The 22,010-nt window shown below is 61.3% G+C and carries 15 protein-coding genes; 14 read left to right on the top strand and 1 reads right to left on the bottom strand.

Translation table 11 applies throughout. The features are described from left to right. Positions 1-95 precede the first annotated feature (95 nt). The gene (locus tag MHH62_RS02450) at positions 96-2,084 is read right to left on the bottom strand and encodes a hypothetical protein (RefSeq protein ID WP_032902415.1); all 1,989 of its coding nucleotides are present in this window, start codon (positions 2,082-2,084) and stop codon (positions 96-98) included. Positions 2,085-2,276: 192 nt separating this feature from the next. On the opposite strand from MHH62_RS02450, the gene MHH62_RS02445 reads away from it, so the two are divergent. From MHH62_RS02445 to MHH62_RS02380, 14 genes are all read left to right on the top strand, one after another. Beyond that, positions 2,277-3,284: an alpha/beta hydrolase gene (locus MHH62_RS02445; RefSeq protein WP_032902448.1), complete on the top strand. Its 1,008-nt coding sequence runs from the start codon at positions 2,277-2,279 to the stop codon at positions 3,282-3,284. A 25-nt stretch (positions 3,285-3,309) separates the two neighbouring features. Then, positions 3,310-4,263, top strand: a complete 954-nt coding sequence (locus MHH62_RS02440; protein ID WP_130175476.1) for a D-2-hydroxyacid dehydrogenase family protein — start codon at positions 3,310-3,312, stop codon at positions 4,261-4,263. Between the two features lie 480 nt (positions 4,264-4,743). Continuing rightward, entirely contained in the window at positions 4,744-6,300 is a 1,557-nt protein-coding gene (gene glgA, locus MHH62_RS02435) for a glycogen synthase GlgA (RefSeq protein WP_081036816.1), read from the top strand. Between the two features lie 31 nt (positions 6,301-6,331). After that, the gene (gene treZ / locus MHH62_RS02430) at positions 6,332-8,077 is read left to right on the top strand and encodes a malto-oligosyltrehalose trehalohydrolase (protein WP_339232378.1); all 1,746 of its coding nucleotides are present in this window, start codon (positions 6,332-6,334) and stop codon (positions 8,075-8,077) included. After that, on the top strand, positions 8,074-10,158 hold the full coding sequence (gene malQ / locus MHH62_RS02425; RefSeq protein WP_032902420.1) for a 4-alpha-glucanotransferase: 2,085 nt from the start codon (positions 8,074-8,076) through the stop codon (positions 10,156-10,158). The genes treZ and malQ overlap by 4 nt, the downstream gene beginning before the upstream one ends. Then, entirely contained in the window at positions 10,155-12,905 is a 2,751-nt protein-coding gene (locus MHH62_RS02420; protein WP_339232377.1) for a malto-oligosyltrehalose synthase, read from the top strand. The genes malQ and MHH62_RS02420 overlap by 4 nt, the downstream gene beginning before the upstream one ends. 23 nt (positions 12,906-12,928) lie before the next feature. Next, on the top strand, positions 12,929-13,198 hold the full coding sequence (locus tag MHH62_RS02415; protein WP_003191595.1) for a DUF2934 domain-containing protein: 270 nt from the start codon (positions 12,929-12,931) through the stop codon (positions 13,196-13,198). A gap of 121 nt (positions 13,199-13,319) precedes the next feature. Next, the gene (gene glgX / locus MHH62_RS02410; RefSeq protein WP_014718610.1) at positions 13,320-15,479 is read left to right on the top strand and encodes a glycogen debranching protein GlgX; all 2,160 of its coding nucleotides are present in this window, start codon (positions 13,320-13,322) and stop codon (positions 15,477-15,479) included. A gap of 1 nt (position 15,480) precedes the next feature. Continuing rightward, complete coding sequence (locus MHH62_RS02405) at positions 15,481-16,479, top strand: acyl-CoA dehydrogenase family protein (protein WP_103451621.1); 999 nt, start codon at positions 15,481-15,483, stop codon at positions 16,477-16,479. Beyond that, positions 16,476-17,234: a PIG-L family deacetylase gene (locus tag MHH62_RS02400; RefSeq protein WP_020302309.1), complete on the top strand. Its 759-nt coding sequence runs from the start codon at positions 16,476-16,478 to the stop codon at positions 17,232-17,234. Before MHH62_RS02405 ends, MHH62_RS02400 begins: the two co-directional genes overlap by 4 nt. Beyond that, complete coding sequence (locus tag MHH62_RS02395; RefSeq protein WP_014718613.1) at positions 17,231-17,830, top strand: SAM-dependent methyltransferase; 600 nt, start codon at positions 17,231-17,233, stop codon at positions 17,828-17,830. The genes MHH62_RS02400 and MHH62_RS02395 overlap by 4 nt, the downstream gene beginning before the upstream one ends. Further along, complete coding sequence (locus MHH62_RS02390) at positions 17,827-18,486, top strand: glycosyltransferase (RefSeq protein WP_020302308.1); 660 nt, start codon at positions 17,827-17,829, stop codon at positions 18,484-18,486. Before MHH62_RS02395 ends, MHH62_RS02390 begins: the two co-directional genes overlap by 4 nt. Before the next feature lie 290 nt (positions 18,487-18,776). Next, positions 18,777-19,538: a PIG-L family deacetylase gene (locus MHH62_RS02385; protein ID WP_014718615.1), complete on the top strand. Its 762-nt coding sequence runs from the start codon at positions 18,777-18,779 to the stop codon at positions 19,536-19,538. 212 nt (positions 19,539-19,750) lie between these two features. Beyond that, a complete protein-coding gene (locus MHH62_RS02380) occupies positions 19,751-21,898 on the top strand; it encodes a TonB-dependent siderophore receptor (RefSeq protein WP_339232376.1) in 2,148 nt (715 codons plus the stop codon). The last annotated feature ends 112 nt before the right edge of the window (positions 21,899-22,010 follow it).

Below are 22,010 nucleotides of genomic sequence, written 5' to 3'. Positions count from 1 at the left end.
AGGCAGGTTAGGCACGTTGAGAGTCTTAAGGCCTGACCCCGTTTGCGCCTACCATTACAGACTCCAACCAGGAGTCTCTTTCAGTCCTTTTGGATTTACGGTTTTGTGGGATCAATATGTTCATTCGGAATAAGCAATGTGCCTCCCCAATTGACCCATGTGTCATTGCCAAGCCTTGCAGAGAAGGCGCCTTGCCGACCAATATTTGGGTTATAGGGGGGCATCTGTTGGATGGAATAGAGTTCTTTAATCTGCGCTCGCAAATGCGGTTGAAGCAGATCAGGTATCTGCCCTGCTTCCTGCTGAGCATTATTGGCGCCGAACGCGACGACGGCCCCGGTGACCCCTCCCTGATTGGTGATCATTGCGTAGGCACCGTTCGTGCAATACACATCGGTGATTTGACTGGCCATCAACACTTGACGGGTCGCCGAAGGCATCGCCCCGCCATACCCTGCATGGCCCCACGTAATCAAATCAATCGTTACACCACCATTGCCCTTGCTCGACAGGAAAAAACTCGAGTCATTCGAGCTCAACGTGACATCGCCCAACTGAGTCACAAGATGGGTCAGACTGACGCGCTGCTTGCCGATGCTATGGCAGACACAGGCGGTGTCAGACGTGTGCGACCGCTGTGGATTTACATTGGCCACCTGCAATTTTTCGAACACCGCCCGCACACGCTCCTTCGCACCGCTGGCTTCAAGCACTTCGCCCGCATCTACGACTGCGAACGACTCCTCTGAGTCCGCGGTGCCCTCAGCAGTGGGCGTGTTTCCGCCCATGCCATTGACGCCCCAGGCCGCAATACCGCCGCCATCGTTAACAATGCAAAACGCATATGCCGTACTTGCACACATCACGATATAGCCGCGGGCGGCCAGTATCCGGGCCTCTTCGCTCATTACCCCACCATAGGGGCCGCCCCAACTCAACGCGGTTGCGCGTCGCTTGGTAATCACGACAAAAGAGTCACGATTGGCAACCACATGTTGTGCCCCCTCACCATCCAGAATTTTTTCCAAGTCAGCCGCGGAGATTGCGCCACCGCTGTTGGCCGGCCCCCAAGTTACAACGGTGCTAACGGTAGGATCACCAATGCGTACCGCACCGATCGCGCAAAAAGCGCCTGCTGTGGAAACAATTCGGGTGACGTTTATCTGATCCAACTCTTTTCGCTTGTTCTGATCGAAGGTACCTCCCGCTGCTGGGCTCCCCCACGCGTAAACCCGCCCGCTTTCGGTGAGAACCGCGAAGGCCGCCGCAGTACTGTAGATAGCCTTGGGTTGATCAAAGAACAAAAACTTTTGTATATCGTCAGGTACGCCTCCGCCGTTGGCAACGCTTCCGAACGCACCAATCCTGTTTTTACCCGGCGGCGGATTATCATAAATCCAGGCAATTGCCGACTCATTGCAATACACGTATTTAATATTGCTCAAATCCAAATCATGGGGGATAGGCCCGATATTCTGTCCCCACAGGAGCAATTGGTTTGCAGTGCCGACCACCGGCACCAACGCAGCAAAGTCCTTTGCGGTTGAAAACATCCGAGTGGCAGGATTATTGTTCAGGTACTGAGCTATTTCTGCTGGCGGGATACCACCAGAATCGTTGCGTCCCTTCACGAAGATACTTTGCGTGGTACCACTCATCCACGCGAATGCGCCCGAAGTGGAGTTTACGATTCGATCATTGGGTTCGTTTCGATACAAGGAAAAGGCACCGTACTGCTTAATGAAACTACTATTGCTTTCCTCTTCCGAAATATTTTGATAGCCACTGACGATGGTTTTAACTTGCGAATACACTTCATTACCGCTAACCCCTGAAGCGGAGACAGGCGTGACTGCAAATCGGACTTGTTGCCCAATCATACCTTGCGTAATAGTGAGGTCGAGATTTTTCGTAAGAGGCCCCGGGGCTTCGCCCACATACCAGCGGTACAGTGACCGCCCTTCTTCCGCTTCGCCTCCTGTCGCATTGTATTTATAACTTCCGCGTACCGTGCCTCCGGGCATATTTTCGCCAATAATAGTGACATGGGTTGCGATGGGAACCGAAAAAGTAGTTTTGCTCATGATCTTCTCCTCCAACGTTGCTTGACCCCACTAGTTGGCGCGTGTTGACATAACCCGTCTACTGTCAGAAGTAACAGGTAAGTGAACCTTCCGTCCGATTTCGGTGACACACTGCCAAGCGCCGCGCACCGCTGATTAATCAAACGTTAATGCAGCAGACTCACCCTCTTCTTTTTATCTTTGGAGAAGCCCATCGTGAATTTGCACACAGTTTCTCTCACTGGCCTGCTACTCGTTGGCACAGCGCCGGCATTCGCCGAATCCCCCGCCTATGGTCCTGAACTCCAAGGCTTCCAATACCCCCACCCCCTCCAACACTTCGCCTTCCAATCCCAAGGCAAATCCCTGCAAATGGGCTACATGGACGTCCCCGCCACCGGTACTCCAAACGGTCGCAGCGTGGTGCTGATGCACGGCAAGAACTTCTGCGGCGCCACCTGGGAAGGTTCGATCAAGGCGCTGAGTGACGCCGGTTACCGCGTCATCGCCCCAGACCAGATCGGCTTTTGCACCTCCAGCAAGCCCGACCACTACCAGTACAGCTTCCAGCAACTGGCGACCAACACCCATCAACTGCTGGAAAAGCTCGGCATTCAAAAGGCCACCGTGATCGGCCATTCCACCGGCGGCATGCTCGCCACACGCTATGCGCTGATGTACCCCCAGCAAACCGAACAGTTGGGGCTGGTGAACCCCATTGGGCTGGAAGACTGGAAAGCCCTCGGCGTGCCTTACCAGAGCGTCGACCAGTGGTACCAGCGCGAGCTGAAACTGAGCGCCGACGGTGTACGCAACTATGAGCGAAACACCTATTACGTGGGGCGCTGGAAACCTGAATACGAGCGCTGGGTAGACATGCTCGCCGGCTTGAACAAAGGCCCGGGGCATCTTCAGGTTGCCTGGAACTCGGCGTTGATTTACGACATGATCTTCACCCAACCGGTGTACTACGAGTTCAAGGACTTGCAGGTGCCCACCCTGCTGCTGATCGGCACCAGCGACACCACCGCCATCGGCAAAGATGTGGCGCCGGCGGCGGTCAAGGCCAAAATTGGTCATTACGAGGTACTGGGCAAGCAGGTGGCCAAGCTGATTCCCCGCGCCACGTTGGTGGAGTTCCCCGGCCTGGGCCATGCGCCCCAGATGGAAGAGCCGGAACAGTTTCATAAAGCCCTGTTGCAGGGGTTGAACGCCCTCTAATTCAACCTTTTCGAGGCCCGCGTGTATGTCGATACAGATCGCAGTGTTGGATGACTGGCAAAACGTGGCCAGTGACGTGGTGGATTGGTCGACGCTGGGCAGCGTAGGCAAGGTGCATTTTCTCCACGACTACCCCGCCGATACCGCCACTATGATCGAGCGCTTGAAAGGGTTCGAGGTGATTTGCCTCATGCGCGAACGCTCAACCTTTGACAAAGCCCTGCTGCAAGGGCTGCCCAAGCTCAAATTGCTGGTGACCGGCGGCATGCGCAATGCCGCCATCGACCTTCCCGCAGCCAAGGCTCTGGGCATCCAAGTGTGCGGCACCGACAGCTATAAACACGCCGCACCGGAACTGACCTGGGCCTTGATCATGGCCTCTACACGCAACCTGCTCGCCGAAGCCAACTCACTGCGTGCGGGCGGATGGCAGGTCGGTCTGGGCGGCGATCTGCATGGCAAGACCTTGGGCATTCTGGGGCTGGGCAGCATTGGCCAGAAAGTCGCAAAGTTCGCCCAGGTCTTTGGTATGCGGGTGATTGCCTGGAGTGAAAACCTCACACCGGAGCGTGCGGCTGAATCGGGCGTGACCTGGGTCAGCAAGCGCGAGCTGTTTGAGCAGGCGGATATTCTGACCATCCACCTGGTGCTCAGCGAGCGCAGCCGTGGCCTGGTGGATGCGCAAGCCTTGGGCTGGATGAAACCCACCGCGCGGCTGGTGAACACCGCACGCGGGCCGATTGTGGATGAGCAGGCGCTGGTGCAAGCGTTACGCAGCGGTCGTCTGGCCGGGGCGGCGCTGGATGTATATGCCCAGGAACCGCTGCCGGCTGACCATCCGTTTCGCCACTTGCCCAATGTACTGGCGACGCCACACGTGGGGTATGTGAGCGAGCAGAATTACCGGCAGTTCTATCAGCAGATGATCGAAGATATCCAAGCCTGGGCCAAGGGTGTGCCCATTCGCGGGCTCACCTGACGCACCACTTTAGTGCGTTATTTCACCCTGTCTTTTGGTAGGAGCGAGCTTGCTCGCGAAAAACGCCAACGATAACGCGGTCATTCTGGTTTTACTCGGCGGCCTTTGGTTTTTCGCGAGCAAAGTCGCTCCTACAGAGGCAGGGCGGTATATCGATAAAAGTTTTTTGTCCTACAAAATCGGCTTGAAAACCCAGCAGGCGCTGGGATCTGTCCTAGACTCATGACCGATGGGTCCGTTCCAAAACAAAAACCCCGCAAAAAATCTAAACTTTCGAAACCTGCCGCTGGTCAAGTTTTAGGTAAGGGCGAGCACGCGCGCTTCAGGCCGAATGCCCGCTCATCCAATCTTTTTAAGCCGACGTTGCAACTGGCATACGCCTTGCCAGCTTGTATAGCGCTTGTGTGCCTGGCCGCAGGATGCGGTCACTCGGAGCCGATGGCAGCGGGCCATTAGCCAACCAACAGATGGGAGTGCATTATGATCAGTGCCGCAGTAGATACTCAGGGAGAGCGTTTTAGTCAGCCGGCAGGAGGGCCAAAGTCTTTGGCCGACCTGCCCAACACTGTGCGGCCGGTCGTGAGTCAGAATCCGAATCGAAAGAAAGTCTTGTTTGTCACCTCCGAGTTCGCGGACCTGGTGAAAACCGGTGGCCTGGGCGACGTCTCCGCTGCTCTGCCCCGCGCCATGGCTCACCTGCATGATGTGCGAGTACTCATTCCGGGTTACCCGCAAGTGATGGAAAGCGACAACCCGATTCATATCGTCGGTGAACTGGGCGGCCACGCTGCGTTGCCACCGTGCAAGATCGGGCGCATGGACCTCAAGGACGGCCTGGTCATCTACGTGCTGATCTGCCCCGAACTGTATGAGCGTGAAGGCACGCCCTACGGCGCCAACAATGGTCGCGACTGGCCAGACAACCATATCCGCTTCGCCCGTCTGGGCCTGGCCGCCGCCGACATGGCCGCCAACCTCGCGCAAATCCACTGGTGCCCGGACCTGGTGCATGCCCATGACTGGCCTGCGGGCCTGGCTCCGGCGTACATGCACTGGCGTGGGTCGCGCACGCCAACCCTGTTCACCATTCATAACCTGGCCTACCAGGGCGTGGTCAGCCTGGCCTCGACGCCAGAGCTGGGCATTCCGCCCCATGCCCTGCAACAAGAAGGCATGGAGTTCTACGGCAAGATGTCGTTTCTCAAGGCGGGCATGGCGTATTCCAGCCATATCACCACCGTGAGCGCCACCTACGCCCAGGAGATCACCACCCCGGAATTCGGTTGCGGCCTGGATGGATTCCTCGCCAGCAAGACCCAGCAAGGTCTGCTCAGCGGCATTCCCAACGGTATCGACGAAAGCTGGGAGACGTCCACCGACACGCATCTGATCCACAACTTCAATATCGGCGACTGGGAGGGCAAGGCTATCAACGCCGCCCATGTGCGCGAGTTGTTTGGGCTGCAGCCATCCAGTGGCCCGCTGTTCGCTGTGGTCTCGCGCCTGGTCTACCAGAAAGGCCTGGACCTGACCGAAGCCGTCGCCAGTTTCATCGTCGAAAACGGCGGCCAGATTGCGATCATCGGCCGTGGCGAGCCGGAAGAAGAACAGGCCATGCGCGAATTGGCACTGCGCTTCCCGGGCCAGGTGGGGGTACGTATCGGCTTCAACGAGACCGATGCGCGCCGCATGTTCGCCGGCAGCGATTTCCTGCTGATGCCGTCACGCTATGAACCCTGCGGCCTGAGCCAGATGTATGCGCAGCGCTTCGGCTCGTTGCCGGTGGCGCGTAACACCGGCGGGCTGGCGGACACCATTGAGGATGGCGTCACCGGCTTCCTGTTCAATGAATCCACCGTGCAAAGCTACGAAGAGGCGCTGCGCCGCGCCTTCAAGGTGTTCGCCTTCCCCGGTCTGCTCAACGCCATGCGCAGCCGTGCCATGACCCAGCCGTTCAACTGGTGCCAGGCCGTGGAACCCTACGCCGAGCTCTATGAACGACTGGTGGCCAAGGCATTGGGAAAATCGAACAAGTAACGACTGGAACAACTAAGGGAGGTCTTCATAGATGCCGTCAAGGACTCTGGAAACCTGGCCCCACGGCGCAATCATGCTGGACGCGCACCGCACGCGCTTTGCGTTATGGGCGCCAGACGCATTTTATGTCAGCGTTGAATTGGAACAGGGTAAAACCATCGTCATGCTTCCCCAGACCGGTGGTTGGTTCGAAGTCGAAGTCGCGTGCCCTGCCGGCACGCTTTACCGCTTTAATATCGATGGCGAAAATACGGTGCCCGACCCCGCTTCCAGGGCCCAGGCGCTGGATGTGCATGGGTGGAGCCGAGTAGTCGACCCCCTCGCCTATGAATGGCGCCACAGCCAGTGGCAGGGTCGCCCGTGGCACACGGCGGTGATCTACGAACTCCACGTCGGCGCCAGGGGCGGCTACGCTGCCGTCGAGAAACACCTGCCCCGCCTGGCTGAACTAGGCGTCACCGCAGTTGAATTGATGCCTTTGGCGCAATTCCCCGGCGAACGCAATTGGGGCTATGACGGCGTGCTGCCCTATGCGCCCCACGCCACCTACGGCACTCCCGAGCAACTCAAGCAACTGATCGACAGTGCCCACGGCCACGGTTTGGCCGTGATCCTCGATGTGGTCTACAACCACTTCGGCCCCGACGGCAATTACCTGGGCCAGTACGCCCAGGGGTTCTTCCAGGAGGACGTGCACACCCCCTGGGGCGCTGGTATTGATTTCGAGCGCCGTGAAGTGCGGGATTTCTTCCTCGATAACGCCCTGATGTGGCTGCTCGAATACCGCTTCGACGGCCTGCGCCTGGATGCCGTGCACGCCATTGACAACCCCGGGTTTCTACAGGAACTGGCACAACGGGTACGCCAGCAGGTGGACGGCGGACGCCACGTGTGGCTGATGCTGGAAAACGAACTGAACCAGGCCAGCCTGTTGCAGCACGATTTCGACGCCCAATGGAATGACGACTTTCATAATGTGCTGCACGTACTGCTCACCGGTGAAACCGACGCTTACTACAGCGATTTTGCCGAGCAGCCCACCGCCAAGCTGGCGCGCTGCCTGGCCGAGGGGTTCATCTACCAGGGCGAAACGACACGCCATGGTCATGCACGGGGCGAACCCAGTGCGGAACTGCCCCCCAGCGCCTTCGTCGCATTCCTGCAGAACCACGACCAGGTTGGCAACCGCGCTCTGGGCGAACGCCTGCACCAGTTGTGTTCGCCCCAGGCCCTGAAAGCCGCGACCGCCCTGCTGCTGCTGTGCCCCATGATCCCGATGCTGTTCATGGGCGACGAAGTAAATGCCGCCGAGCCCTTCCTGTTTTTTACCGACCATCATGGCGAACTGGCCGAGGCGGTGCGTGAGGGGCGGCGCAATGAATTTGCCGACTTCGCGGCGTTTCACGACCCCGAGCAACGCCAGCGCATCCCCGACCCCAACGCGCTGCAAACCTTTTTACAGTCGGTGCCCTCCTTCGTCGAGAACGACCACACCCAGCTCTACCGTCACCTGCTGAGCCTGCGTCACACACACGTGGTGCCGCACTTGCCCGGCACGGTGGCCCTGGGCGCGCAGGTGCTGGCTGACCATGCCGTCACCGCGCGCTGGCGTCTGGGCAACGGCCGTGTGCTGCAGATCGACCTGAACCTGAGTGAACAGCCCCTGGATCATCCGGCACCCCACCCGATTATTTTCCAAACGCCTGCCCAGCAAGGTGCGCACTTACCGCCCTTGAGCGCACGCGTTTGCTTATCCCCTGTTGGAGACATTCTTTGAGCGAAGCGAACCTGGAAATTCTCGCCAGCCGCGCAGGCCTGGCCGTCGATTGGATCGATGCCAACGGTCGCCCGCAGCATGTAAAGCCTGACGCCCTGCGCGCCGTGCTCAAAGGCCTTGGGCACCCGGCCGACAGCGATGCCGAGATCGACGCCAGCCTGCAGCAACTTGAGCAGGCGCAGCAAGACACCCACCTGCCGCCGTTGATGACCACCGACAGTGGCGCGGGCCTGGACCTGGCGCGTTATTTCGCCCCCGATACCCCATGTCGCGTCAGCCTGGAAGGCGGCGGAACCCTGGAACTGCGCCTGGACGGCGAGGCTGTGCTGCCCGGCGTGATCGCCCTGGGCTACCACCAGGTGCATATCGACGGGCAAACCTTCACCCTGGCCGTCGCTCCCAGCCACTGCTACAGCGTGGCCGACGCGGTCGACAGCCAACCCGCTCGTGCCTGGGGCCTCAGCGCCCAACTCTATGCCTTGCGCCGCCTCGGCGATGGCGGTTTTGGCGACACCCTGGCTCTGGAGCACCTGGTGCGTTCCGCCGCCGAGCGCGGCGCCGACGCTGTGGCGATCAGCCCGATGCACGCGATGTTCAGCGCCGACACCGAGCGTTTCAGCCCTTATTCACCCTCCAGCCGCCTGTTTCTCAACAGCCTGTATGCTTCGCCGGCGTGCATCCTCGGTGAACGTGAGGTGCGCAACGCCATCGAAGCTGCCGGGTTGGCTGACGAGTTGCATGCCCTGGAACAGCTCCCGCTGATCGACTGGCCGGCCGCCGCCAAGGCCAAGCAACGCCTGCTGCGCACACTGTATGAAGACTTCCGCCACGGCGCGCATCCCCAGCATGCCGACTTCCAAAGCTTCCGCCAGACCGGCGGCGAAGCCCTGGAAAACCACTGCCGCTTCGAAGCCATACAGGCCCAGCGTGCTGCCGCCGGTGAGGACCTGGACTGGCGCCAATGGCCCGAAGCCTGGCGCACGCCGCAAAGCCCGGCCCTGGCGCAGTTCGCCGAGGAAAACCGCGACGAAATCGGCTATTTCGCCTTCACCCAATGGCTGATCGCCCGTAGCCTTGAGCGCGCGCAACAAGCCGCCCGTGGCAGCGGCATGGGCATCGGCCTGATCGCCGACCTGGCGGTGGGTGCCGATGGCGGCGGTAGCCAGGCCTGGAGCCGTCAAGACGAACTGCTGGCCGACCTGACCGTGGGCGCGCCACCGGACATTCTCAACCGCGCAGGCCAAGGTTGGGGGATCTCTGCCTTTTCCCCAGAGGGCCTCAAGCGCAATGGCTTTCGCGCCTTTATCGAAATGCTGCGGGCCAACTTCGCCCATGCCGGCGGCTTGCGCATCGACCATGTGATGGGCCTGCAACGCCTGTGGGTGATCCCCCTGGGTGCATCACCCCGCGAAGGCGCCTATTTGTATTACCCGGTGGACGACCTGCTGCGTTTGCTCGCCTTGGAATCGCACCGCCACCAGGCCATCGTCCTCGGTGAAGACCTGGGCACCGTGCCTGAGGGCCTGCGCGAAAAGCTCAGCGCCCGCTCGATCCTGGGTATGCGTGTGCTGCTGTTCGAACAGAACCATGACGGCCAGTTCAAGCCCATCCTCGATTGGCCCGACAACGCCTTGGCCACCACCAGTACCCACGACTTGCCGACCCTCAATGGCTGGTGGCACAGCCGCGATATCGAATGGAATATCCAGCTGGGCCTGATCGATGCGCCCACCGTGGACCAATGGAGCGAACACCGCCTGCGCGAACGCCAGGCACTGCGCCAAGCCTTGAGCCAGGACCCGCAGAACTTCATCGATGAGATCCGCAACGACACCGACCATATGATCGACGCCAGCGTGCGCTACCTGGGCCATACCCGCGCGCCCCTGGTGTTGTTGCCCCTGGAAGATGCTTTGGGCATCGAGGAGCAAGCCAACCTGCCGGGCACCCTCGACACCCACCCCAATTGGCGCCGCCGCTTGCCCGGCGAAGCCGCCAGCCTGCTCGACAATGACAGCGCCGCGCGTCGCCTCGAACTGCTGGCCGTGGCGCGCAACCAAGCCTATGAGCGTGACCGATGAACGCACTGCCCCTGCGCGCCACCCAGCGCCTGCAATTTCATAAAGGTTTTACCCTCGATGACGCGGTGCCACTGGTGCCGTACTTTGCCCAACTGGGCATCAGCCACCTGTATGCTTCACCACTGTTAAGCGCCCGCGCAGGCTCCATGCACGGCTACGATGTGGTAGACCCGACCCGCGTCAACCCAGAGCTGGGTGGCGAAGCGGCGTTGCGTCGCCTGGTCAGCGCGCTGCGTGAGCACGACATGGGCTTGATCCTCGATATCGTCTCCAACCATATGGCCGTGGGCGGCGCGGATAACCCTTGGTGGCTGGACCTGCTGGAATGGGGCCGCCTGAGTCCCTACAGCGAGTTCTTCGACATCCAGTGGCACTCCCCCGACCCGCTGCTCAAGGGCCAGTTGCTGATGCCCTTCCTCGGCAGCGATTACGGCGAAGCCTTGCAAAACGGCACGCTCCCGCTCAAGTTCGATGCCGCCCAGGGGAGTTTCTACGTCGAGCATTACGAACACCGTTTTCCGATTTGCCCCAGGGACTACGGCCTGATCCTGGGCAACGATGAGTTACTCAAACCGCTGGCCGAACGTTTCGCCGCCCTCGCCTATCAGCACGACGCCTACGCCGAAGCCACCACGCTCAAACAAGCCTTGGCCGAACGCGCCAGCGAGCTGCTACCCGCTATTGAACAACGCCTGGCCGCATTCGACAGTCGCCAGCCCGAGGGCTTCGAGCGCCTGCATCACCTGCTGGAACAACAGACTTATCGCCTGGCCAGTTGGCGCACCGCCGCGGACGACATCAACTGGCGGCGCTTCTTCGACGTCAATGAATTGGGCGGCCTGCGGGTCGAACGCACGGCGGTGTTCGAAGCCACCCATGGCAAGATTTTCGAGCTGATCAGCGCTGGGCTGGTCGACGGGCTGCGCATCGACCATATCGACGGCCTGGCTGACCCGCGTGGCTATTGCCGCAAATTGCGTCGGCGTGTGGACGCGCTGTCACCCGAGCGCCACTTGCCGATCTTCGTCGAAAAGATCCTTGGCGAAGGCGAAACTTTGCGTGAAGACTGGCAGGTGGACGGCACTACCGGCTACGAGTTCATGAACCAGTTGTCCTTGCTGCAACACCATCCCGAAGGTTTTGCACCGCTGGCCGAGATGTGGACGCGTCACAGCGAACGGCCTTCAGCCTTCAGCGAAGAAGCGCGGCTGGCGCGCCAGCAGATCCTCAATGGTTCGTTGGGCGGCGACTTCGAAAGCGTGGCCCAGGCGCTGCTGCAAGTGGCCCGCGATGACGTGATGACCCGCGACCTGACCCTGGGCGCCATCCGCCGGGCCCTGCAGGAACTGATTGTGCATTTCCCGGTGTACCGCACCTACATCAGCGCCAAGGGCCGCAGTGCGGCCGACGACAAGGTGTTCCAGCAGGCCATGGAGGGTGCACGCAGTACCCTCAACGAAGGCGACTGGCCGGTGCTCGACCATCTGGAACAATGGTTGGGTGGTCAGCCCTGGCGCAATCGCCCGGTAGGCCGGGCGCGCAAGATGCTCAAGCATGCCTGCGTGCGCTTCCAGCAACTGACCTCGCCCGCCGCCGCCAAGGCTGTGGAAGACACCGCTTTCTATCGTTCGGCGGTGTTGTTGTCGCGCAACGATGTGGGTTTCAGTACCGAGCAATTCAGTGCGCCGTTGGCAGATTTCCATGCGGCCAATCAACAACGCCTGAAGACCTTCCCCGGCAACCTGCTGGCCACCGCCACCCACGACCACAAACGCGGCGAAGACACCCGTGCGCGCCTGGCGGTACTCAGCGAGTGCGCCCCCTGGTATGCCGAACAGGTCGAGCACTGGCGCCGCCTGGCCGAGCCTTTGCGCGAGAGCGCCGAGAGCCCCTCGGCGGGTGATGAGCTGATTCTCTATCAGGTGCTGCTGGGCAGTTGGCCGCTGGAGCCCAACCCCGATCTGGAGGCGTACCAGCAACGCCTGTGGCAGTGGCAGCAAAAAGCCCTGCGCGAGGCCAAGTTGCAGAGCAGTTGGAGCGCGCCCAACGAGGCTTACGAACAGGCGGTGGAAGCGTTCCTCAAGCGCCTGCTGCTCAGTGAGGCCGGTGCGCCGCTGCGCAGTGCGTTGGACAGCGCTGCGCAGGCCATCGCCCCCGCCGGCGCCCTGAATGGGCTGGCGCAAACCTTGCTTCATCTGACCGTGCCGGGTGTGCCGGATATTTACCAGGGCGATGAGTTCTGGGACTTCAGCCTGGTCGACCCGGACAACCGGCGCCCGGTGGACTTCGCTGCGCGGCAACGTGCATTGCAGGCACCACCGGACATCGGCGAACTGTTGTTCAACTGGCGCGACGGGCGTATCAAACAGGCAGTGATCGCCCAGGTACTGGGCCTGCGTAAAGCCTGCCCCGAGCTGCTGCGCCATGGCAGCTATACACCGCTGGAAGTGCTGGGCCAGCACGCGGAACGGGTGGTTGCGTTCTACCGTGAACATCAGGGCAGGCAGTTGCTGGTGGTGGTGCCGCGCTGGTCTTATCCGCTGCTTGAAAACGGGATGTTTCCCCAGATCAATGCCCAGGTTTGGGGCGATACGCGGGTGAAATTACCGTTCGCCGCCCCTGCACAAAACTGGAAGGGACTTTTTCAAACGGGCGTAGTCACACCCAACAAGGAGCTGTTGATCAGCGCTGCCCTGGGGGATCTCCCGGTCAATGTCTTTATCAATCCTGATAATCAAGAAAGCTGAAAATTTTCTGTGAGGAGTTTGTGATGAGTAAAGAAGACAAACGCATTCGCGAACTGGCGCATCAGATCTGGGAGTCTGAAGGCAAGCCCGATGGCGCCCATGATCGCCACTGGGAGATGGCGCGCAAGCTGGCGGAAGCCGAGGCGCTGACGCCGAGCAAGCCTAAACCGGCCGCCAAGCCGAAAACCGCGCCCAAGGCTGCGGCAAAGCCCAAACCTGCTGCGCCTGCCGCCGCCAAACCTGCGGCGAAGAAACCCGCCGCCCCGAAGAAGCCCAAACCGCCCGCCCCATGATTTCCCGGGCCTGCAGCACGCATTACGCGCTGCAGGCCCTTTTCCGTCCAAGCCATGCGCTGAAGCACCGTCAGTACGGCGGCGTTCGGCCCGAAAAAAGACCCCTTGCAGGAGCAACTCGATGAGCAAACCCGACAACACCACAGCGACGCCGGTTCATGAGCCGTCGCGGATCCGTGAAGGTTTGCCCTTCCCCCTCGGCGCCACCTGGGATGGCCTGGGTGTGAATTTTGCGCTGTTTTCCGCCAACGCCACCAAGGTGGAGCTGTGCCTGTTTGACGATACCGGCGAGGTTGAGCTGGAACGCATCGAACTGCCCGAATACACCGACGAAATCTTTCATGGCTACCTGCCCGATGCTCACCCCGGGCTGATTTACGGTTATCGCGTATACGGCCCCTATGACCCGGCCAATGGTCATCGCTTCAACCACAACAAGCTGTTGATCGACCCCTACGCCAAGCAACTGGTGGGCGAACTCAAATGGTCCGAAGCGCTGTTTGGCTACACCATCGGCCACCCGGACGACGACCTCAGTTTCGATGAACGCGACAGTGCGCCCTTCGTGCCCAAGTGCAAGGTCATCGACCCGGCGCACACCTGGGGCAACGACCAACCGGTACGAGTGCCGTGGGACCGCACGATCATCTACGAAACCCACCTGCGCGGCATCAGCATGCGTCATCCTTCGGTCGGCGAGTCGGTGCGGGGGACCTGCGCCGGTTTGATGGAAGATGACGTGCTCAAGCATATCCGTCAGTTGGGCATTTCCTCGGTCGAGCTGTTGCCCGTGCACGCCTTCGTCAACGACCAGCATCTGCTGGAAAAAGGCATGACCAACTATTGGGGCTATAACAGCATTGCGTTCTTCGCCCCTGACCCGCGCTACCTGGCCAGCGGCAAGATCGCCGAGTTCAAGGAGATGGTCGCGCACCTGCATGAGCAGAAGCTGGAAGTGATTCTGGACGTGGTTTACAACCACACCGCCGAAGGCAACGAGCGCGGCCCGACCCTGTCGATGCGCGGCATCGACAACGCCTCCTACTACCGGCTGATGCCCGACGACAAGCGTTTCTACATCAACGATTCCGGCACCGGCAATACCCTGGATCTGAGCCACCCCTGCGTGCTGCAAATGGTCACCGACTCCCTGCGCTACTGGGCCACCGAGATGCACGTGGACGGCTTCCGCTTCGACCTGGCGACCATCCTCGGTCGCTACCGCGACGGGTTCGATGAGCGCCACAGTTTCCTCGTGGCTTGCCGCCAGGACCCGGTGCTGCGCCAGTTGAAACTCATCGCCGAACCCTGGGACTGCGGCCCCGGTGGCTACCAGGTGGGCAACTTCCCACCAGGCTGGGTGGAATGGAACGACCGCTTCCGCGACACCGTGCGTGCGTTCTGGAAAGGCGACGATGGCCAACTCGCCGATTTCGCCGGGCGCATGACCGCCTCGGGCGAGATGTTCAACCACCGCGGGCGCAGGCCGTACAGCTCGGTGAACTTCATCACCGCCCACGACGGCTTCACCCTGCACGACCTGGTGTCGTACAACGACAAACACAACGAAGCCAACGACGAGAACAACCAGGACGGCAGCAATAACAACCTGTCCTGGAACCACGGTGTCGAAGGCCCTACCGACGACCCGGAGATCAACGCGCTGCGCCTGCGCCAGATGCGCAACTTCTTCGCCACTTTGCTGCTCGCCCAAGGCACGCCAATGATCGTCGCCGGGGACGAGTTCGCTCGCACTCAACACGGCAACAACAATGCCTATTGCCAGGACAGCGAGATCGGCTGGGTCAACTGGGACCTGGACGATGACGGCAAGGCCCTGCTCAAGTTCGTCAAGCGCCTGATCAAGCTGCGCCTGGCGTACCCGATCCTGCGGCGCGGGCGTTTCCTGGTGGGCGACTACAACGAAGACATCGGCGTGAAGGACGTCACCTGGCTCGCGCCGGATGGCAACGAAATGACCACCGAGCAATGGGAAGACAGCCAGGGCCGCTGCCTGGGCATGCTGATGGATGGCCGCGCCCAGGAAACCGGGATTCGTCGTGCCGGGGCAGACGCCACGCTGCTGCTGGTGGTCAACGCCCATCACGATCAGGTCAATTTCCGCCTGCCGCCGGTGCCGGAGGGCGAGTTCTGGACATGCCTGCTCGACACCAACGACCCGGCTGTGCGTGGCCAGGAACGCTTTGATTTCGAGCATGAGTACGCGGTCACCGCTCGCTCGCTGCTGCTGTTTGAACTGCAGCACGAAGGCGAGGTGTGAAATGGCGTTGCACGGTTTCCTTCAGGGCTACCGAGGCTATGCCGACACGCAAGCCCTGGGTAATGCCCTGAGGGCCCTTCAAGAAGAAGGCCTTGATCAACTGCCGTTGCCGGGCAGCGGCCAGACCCTGTCCCGCTTGAGCCAACTGGCCCAGGTGGCCGGGCATGACTTGCGCCTGTGCAAGTTGTTCGAAGGCCATACCGATGCCCTGGCGATCATTGCAGAACTCGACAGTCCCTTGCCGCCGCTGGGCAGCACCTGGGGCATGTGGGCGGCCGAGCCGCCGACCGCCAAGGTGCGCGTGCGTCGCGACGGGCAGCAATTGCTCGTCGAGGGGCGCAAAGCCTGGTGTTCCGGTGCGGCGGTGCTCAGCCATGGCTTGTTGACGGCCTGGGACGAAGAGGACCGCCAGCAACTGGTGGCCGTGGCGATGGATCAGCCCGGCATCACGGTGACGGATGAAGGTTGGAAGGCGGTGGGCATGGCGGCGACTGGTAGTGTCGACATCCTGTTCAGCGCCGCCAGGGGGATTGCCGTGGGTGGCCCGGGCGACTACCTGTCTCGCCCGGGCTTCTGGCACGGCGGCATCGGCATCGCCGCGTGCTGGTACGGCGCGGCGCAACGACTGGGTGAAGTGCTGCGCGCCCAGTGTGCCACGCGTTCGGAGCCCCATGCGCTGGCCCACCTCGGCGCGGTCGACAGCGCCCTGAACAGCGCCGCCTGCGTGTTACGTGCCAGCGCCGCGCAGATCGACCGCCAGCCACGCGCCGATGCGCGGCAACTGGCGCAACAGACGCGCGCGTGTATCGAAGATACGGTGGAGCAAGTGATCCAGCATGTGGGCCGTGCGGTCGGCGCCGGGCCGTATTGCAAGGACCCGCACTTTGCCCAGTTAATGGCGGATTTGCCGGTGTATGTGCGGCAAAGCCACGCCGAACGCGACTTGGCCGCCCTGGGCGAAAAAGTCGCTGGCGAGCCTACAGGGAGATGGGCGCTATGAAGCCCAATCCGATTGTTGGCCAGGGCACGCCGTTGAGCCACTGGCAAAACTCTGAACGGCTGGCCGAGTTGCCCCACATCAGCGTGGCGCAGTTAGTGCCCCCAGGGCATCGAGCGGTGATCGTCGCCCCGCACCCGGATGATGAAGTGCTGGGCAGCGGCGGCTTGCTGCAAGGGTTGGCTGCGCTGGATCGCCCCATCCAGTTGATCTCCGTCACCGACGGCAGCGCCAGCCACCCTGGCTCCCGGCGCTGGCCCGTGGAGCGCCTGAGCGTAGTGCGCCCGCAGGAATCAGCCCAGGCCCTGCATCGCCTTGGCTTGCCGCTGCACAGTTTGAAATGGCTGCGCGGCGGGTTCGCCGACAGCCATGTGGCCGAGCGCGAAGCCCAGCTTTGCGAGTTTATCCAGCGCCACCTCAAGCCCAACGACGTGGTGTTCGCCACATGGTGCGAGGACGGGCATTGCGACCATGAGGCCGTGGGCCGCGCCAGCGCCAAGGCAGCCAAGGCCGTCGGCGCAGTGTTGTGTGAACTGCCGGTATGGACCTGGCACTGGGCCACTGCCGAAGACCACAAGGTGCCCTGGCATCGGGCGCGCAAGATCCCGCTGACCGCCGAGCAAGTGGCGCGCAAACGCCATGCGATCCACGCCTTTGCCAGCCAATTGGAGGGCGACCCGCAAATCGGCCTGCCACCGGTGCTGGCGCCCTATGTGGTGGAGCGCTTGCTGCAACCTTTCGAGATGGTATTCGTATGAGTGTGGCAACCCCCTACTTCGACCAGTTGTTTGCGGGTAATGACGACCCTTGGGCTTTTCGTCAGCGCTGGTACGAACAACGCAAGCGCGCCCTGACCTTGGCCGTGCTGACGCGGCTGCGCTATGCGTCGATATTCGAGCCGGGTTGTGCCAACGGCGAACTGAGTGCCGAGCTCGCGCCGCGTTGCGACCGCCTGCTGTGTTGCGACACCGCCACCGCTGCGGTGCGTCTGGCACAGGCGCGGCTGGAGCATTTTCCTCATGCCCGCGTGGAGCAGCGTCGCCTGCCAGAACAATGGCCCGGCGGGCAATTCGAACTGATCGTATTGAGTGAGCTTTGTTATTACCTTGATGTCGATGATTTTAATCGTCTGATCGATTGCGCCCTCGCCGCCTTGACCGCTGACGGGCAAATTCTGGCCTGTCATTGGCGAGTGCCCATTGACGGTTGCCCGCAAACCGCCGAACAGGTGCACGCCGTGCTCCAACAGCGTCTGGGTGTAGCACCATTGGTGCAGTACCAGGACCCGGATTTCCTGCTCAACCTGTGGAGCCTCGATGGCACCTCGGTCGCTCGCCACGAGGGTTTACGATGATCGGTATTCTGATCCCGGCACATAACGAAGAAGCCCTATTGGATGATTGCCTGAGAGCTGCGCGGATCGCCGCCAACCACCCGGGCTTGCTGGGTGAAGCGGTACAGATTCTGGTAGTACTCGACAGTTGCAGCGATGCCAGCGCGGCCATTGCCCAGGCCCACGAGGTGCATTGCCTGCACGTGCAGGCCCGCAACGTCGGGCACGCCCGCGGCGTGGGTGCAGGGTACTTGCTGGAGCAAGGCGCGCGGTGGATTTCCTGCACCGACGCCGACAGCCGTGTCGCCCCTGACTGGTTGGTGGCCCAACTGGCCCAAGGTTGCGACGCGGTGTGCGGCACAGTCACCGTGGACGCCTGGAGCGAAGGCTTCGACCCGGCCGCGCAGATTCGCTATCAGCAGGCCTACCAGGCCCGCGACGGGCATCGGCATATCCACGGTGCCAACCTGGGCGTGAGTGCCCGCGCCTACGTAGAGGCCGGTGGGTTTGAACCGCTGGAATGCCACGAGGATGTACAACTGGTACGTGAATTGGAGCGTTGCGGTGCATCCATTGCCTGGAGCCATGCACCGCAAGTGGTGACCAGTGCGCGACTGGATTGCCGGGCTGAGGGTGGGTTTGGTGATTACTTGAAGAGCTTGATGCGGGCTGGGTAAAAACAAAATCGCAGGCAAGCCAGCTCCCACAGGGACCCATGCCAGGCGCAGATTTTGTGGGCAACATAGACCCTCTGTGGGAGCTGGCTTGCCTGCGATGACGTCAGCCCAGCAAACATCGCATCAAAGTTGTGCAGATACCCATGCCTGTCTATGCTCCTAACGCCTCGCACAGCATTCCAGTATTGGCATGCCACGCACTCACCTCAGCGGAGCCTGCGGTGAAGACAAGAGCGTCGTTCCGTCAACGGAGCACGACCCGGTATCAACCGACAAGGATGTGACACCCCATGAAGCCTGCCTCCTTAAGCGAAGGCCGTCGCGGCCCCGCGCAAATCTGGAACACTGCGCCGCAGTTGGCGCAAACCCCCATCATCTCCCTGAACACCCTGGTACCGCCCGGCGCTCGCGTCGTGGTAATCGCACCCCATCCTGGCGATGAAGTGCTGGCGTGCGGCGGTTTGCTGCAACTGCTCAGCACCCACGAGCATCCGCTGCAATTGATCTCCATCACCGACGGCAGCGCCAGCCATCCCGGCTCTCAAGTATGGCCGGCCAGCCGTTTGAGCGTGGTGCGCCCCCAGGAAAGCGCCGAGGCCCTGCGCCGACTGGGCATGCCCTTGCACAGCCTGAAATGGATTCGTGGCGGATTTTGTGACGACGCCCTGGCCGCCCGTGAATCGCCGATGAGCCAATTCATCGCGCGCTACCTGCAACCCGGCGACGTGGTGTTTACCACCTGGCGCAACGACGGCAATGACGACCACGATGCCGTCGGCCGCGCGAGTGCCAGGGCGTGCAGCCTAGTAGGTGCCCAACTATATGAACTGCCGATCTGGGCTTGGCATTGGCCGGCCCGGGAAAGCGCGGTAATGCCCTGGCAGCGTGCACGCAAGGTCCGCCTGGATACCTGGACCGTCGCGCGCAAGCTGCACGCCGCCCACGCCTACGCCAGCCAATTGGTGGGTGACCCGCAGATCGGCTTACCACCGATGCTCGCGCAGATATTGCTAGAGCGCATGCGCGAGCCCTACGAAATCCTGTTCACCTGACCACCACCCTGTAGGAGCGAGCTTGCTCGCGAAAAACCTCAACGATAACGCGGGCTTACTGAATTAACGCGGCGCTTGCGCGTCTTTCGCGAGCAATCGCGCTCCTACAAACGTTGGGCTTTTCCCTACAGACTCAATCTGCCAAACTGATGCGAATAATTATCAACAGATTTACTATTCGCCAAGGAAGGCACTTGGGGAGCCCTACTTTCATGTTTGTGCAACAACGCGGCGGCAACGTTTTTACACGCAGTCTGATGGCAATCACTATCGCTTTAGCAACCTCCAATGCGGCCATTGCCGCCGGGGCACCGGCCACCATCGAGCTGGGCGCTACCGAGGTTTCGGGCCAACAGCTTGGCGCAACCACCGAAGGCAGCGAGTCGTACACCACCGGCTCGATGAAGACCGCAACCAAACTGCCGCTGACCCTGCGCGAAACCCCGCAGGCCGTCACCGTGATCACGCGCCAGCGCATGGATGACCAGGCCATGACCAGCATCAACGACGTGGTCAACGCCACGCCGGGGCTGTTCCTCAATTACTCCAACGGCCCTGGGCGACAAGGCTTTACCGCACGCGGTTTCGATATCGACAACCTCATGTATGACGGTATCCCCAGCGGCTACAACGGTGCGTCGGTAGGCGCCCAGCCGAACCTGGCGATGTTCGACCGCGTCGAAGTGGTACGCGGCGCTACCGGCCTGGTGACCGGCGCAGGCAACCCTTCGGCCGCCATCAACCTGATCCGCAAGCGGCCACTGGATGAGCAGAAAGTCACGCTCACCGGCGCCGTCGGCAGCTGGGACGACTACCGTGGCGAGCTCGACGCCTCCAGCCCACTCAATGACAGTGGCACCTGGCGCGGCCGTGTCGTCACCTCTTACCGCGATGCCAACAGTTTTATCGACAAGGCCGAGCAGGATCATGGCCTTTTCTATGCCGTCACCGAAGCCGACCTGAGCGAAGACACCACCCTGACCCTCGGTTACTCGAACCAGAAGGACAAGACCAACTACTTCTGGGGCGCTTCGATGGTCGGCCTGGATGGACGCCACCTGGGCCTGTCGCGCTCTTACAACCCAGGCACCGACTGGGAAAACAAGGACCAGGAAATCAACACCGTGTTCGCAGAGCTGCGCCAGCGCCTGGCCAACGACTGGAGCCTGCAGGTCAACGCCAACTACGCCGAACAGAACGCCTTGTTCTCCGGCTCCTACCAATCGCGCTGGACCAACGACACCCTGGCCCGCACGGTGTACCAGGCCACCTACGATGAAAACCAGGCCGGGCTCGACGCCTTTGCCAGCGGCCCCTTCGAGGCGTTCGGCCGCACCCATGAACTGGTGGTGGGCGCCAGCAAGCGCATCTACGACATGACCACCCACAACTACAGCCCGTACGACCTCAACTGGCCGATCAATGCGGGCAAACCGAACTTCACCCGCACCAACAACGTTCGCGAAGTCACCACCCAGGACGGTTTCTACCTGACCAGCCGCCTGAGCCTGGCCGACCCGCTGAAGCTGATCCTCGGCGCTCGCCTGGACTGGTACGACTACGACAACCGTGATGCCGCTGGCGACTACAAGGTCACCCGCAACCTCACCCGCTACGCCGGCCTGATCTACGATCTGGACGACCAGCATTCGGTTTATGTGAGCTACAGCGACATCTTCACGCCGCAAAAAGACAAGAGCACAGCCGGCACTCCGCTCAAACCCATCTTCGGTAAAAATTATGAGGTGGGCGTCAAAGGCGAATACTTCGGTGGCACGTTGAATGCCAGCGTAGCGCTGTTCCGTGTCGACCAGGAAAACCGCGCCGTGGCCGTGGTGGTGCCCAACTGCCCGCAGGCGTCCTGTGCCGAGGCCTCGGGCGAAATCCGCAGCCAGGGTATCGACTTCGAACTGCAAGGCGCCTTGACCGAAAACTGGCAGGTCGGCGGCGGCTATACCTATGCGCGCACCCACACCATCAAGGACGACGCCAACCCGCAGAAGGTCAACAAGCAGTTCGATACCGACATCCCGGAACATCTGTTCAAAGTGACCACCCGCTATAACTTCCAGGGCCCGCTGGAAAAACTCCGCGTCGGCGGCAATATCTCCTGGCAGAGCCGCATGTACAACGACATCAAGCTAGCGGATGGCAGCAACTACCGGCTCCAGCAAGGCGGCTACGCCGTCACTGACTTGATGGCAGGCTACCGGGTCAATCAGCACCTGGATTTGCAACTCAACGCCAACAACATCTTTGATCGCCACTACTACCAGTCCATCTCCAACTCAGTGACTTATGGCGGCGACTCCTATGGCAGCCCCCGCAACATGATGTTGACTGCCAAGTACAGTTTCTGAGCCTCATGCCCACCTCGGCTGCCCGCTCGGGCAGCCGTTCTTAAAGTCCCGCGCCCGCGTGCCGATAACGCGTGGGTAACCGGCAACAATCCTGAACATCTGCTTCACTCCA

Source organism: Pseudomonas sp. FSL L8-0168, assembly GCF_037976155.1.
In the GTDB taxonomy this organism is placed as follows: Bacteria; Pseudomonadota; Gammaproteobacteria; order Pseudomonadales; family Pseudomonadaceae; genus Aquipseudomonas; species Aquipseudomonas paracarnis.
The sequence above is the reverse complement of the archived record's forward strand: the minus strand, read 5'-3'. Positions and strand labels throughout refer to the sequence as shown.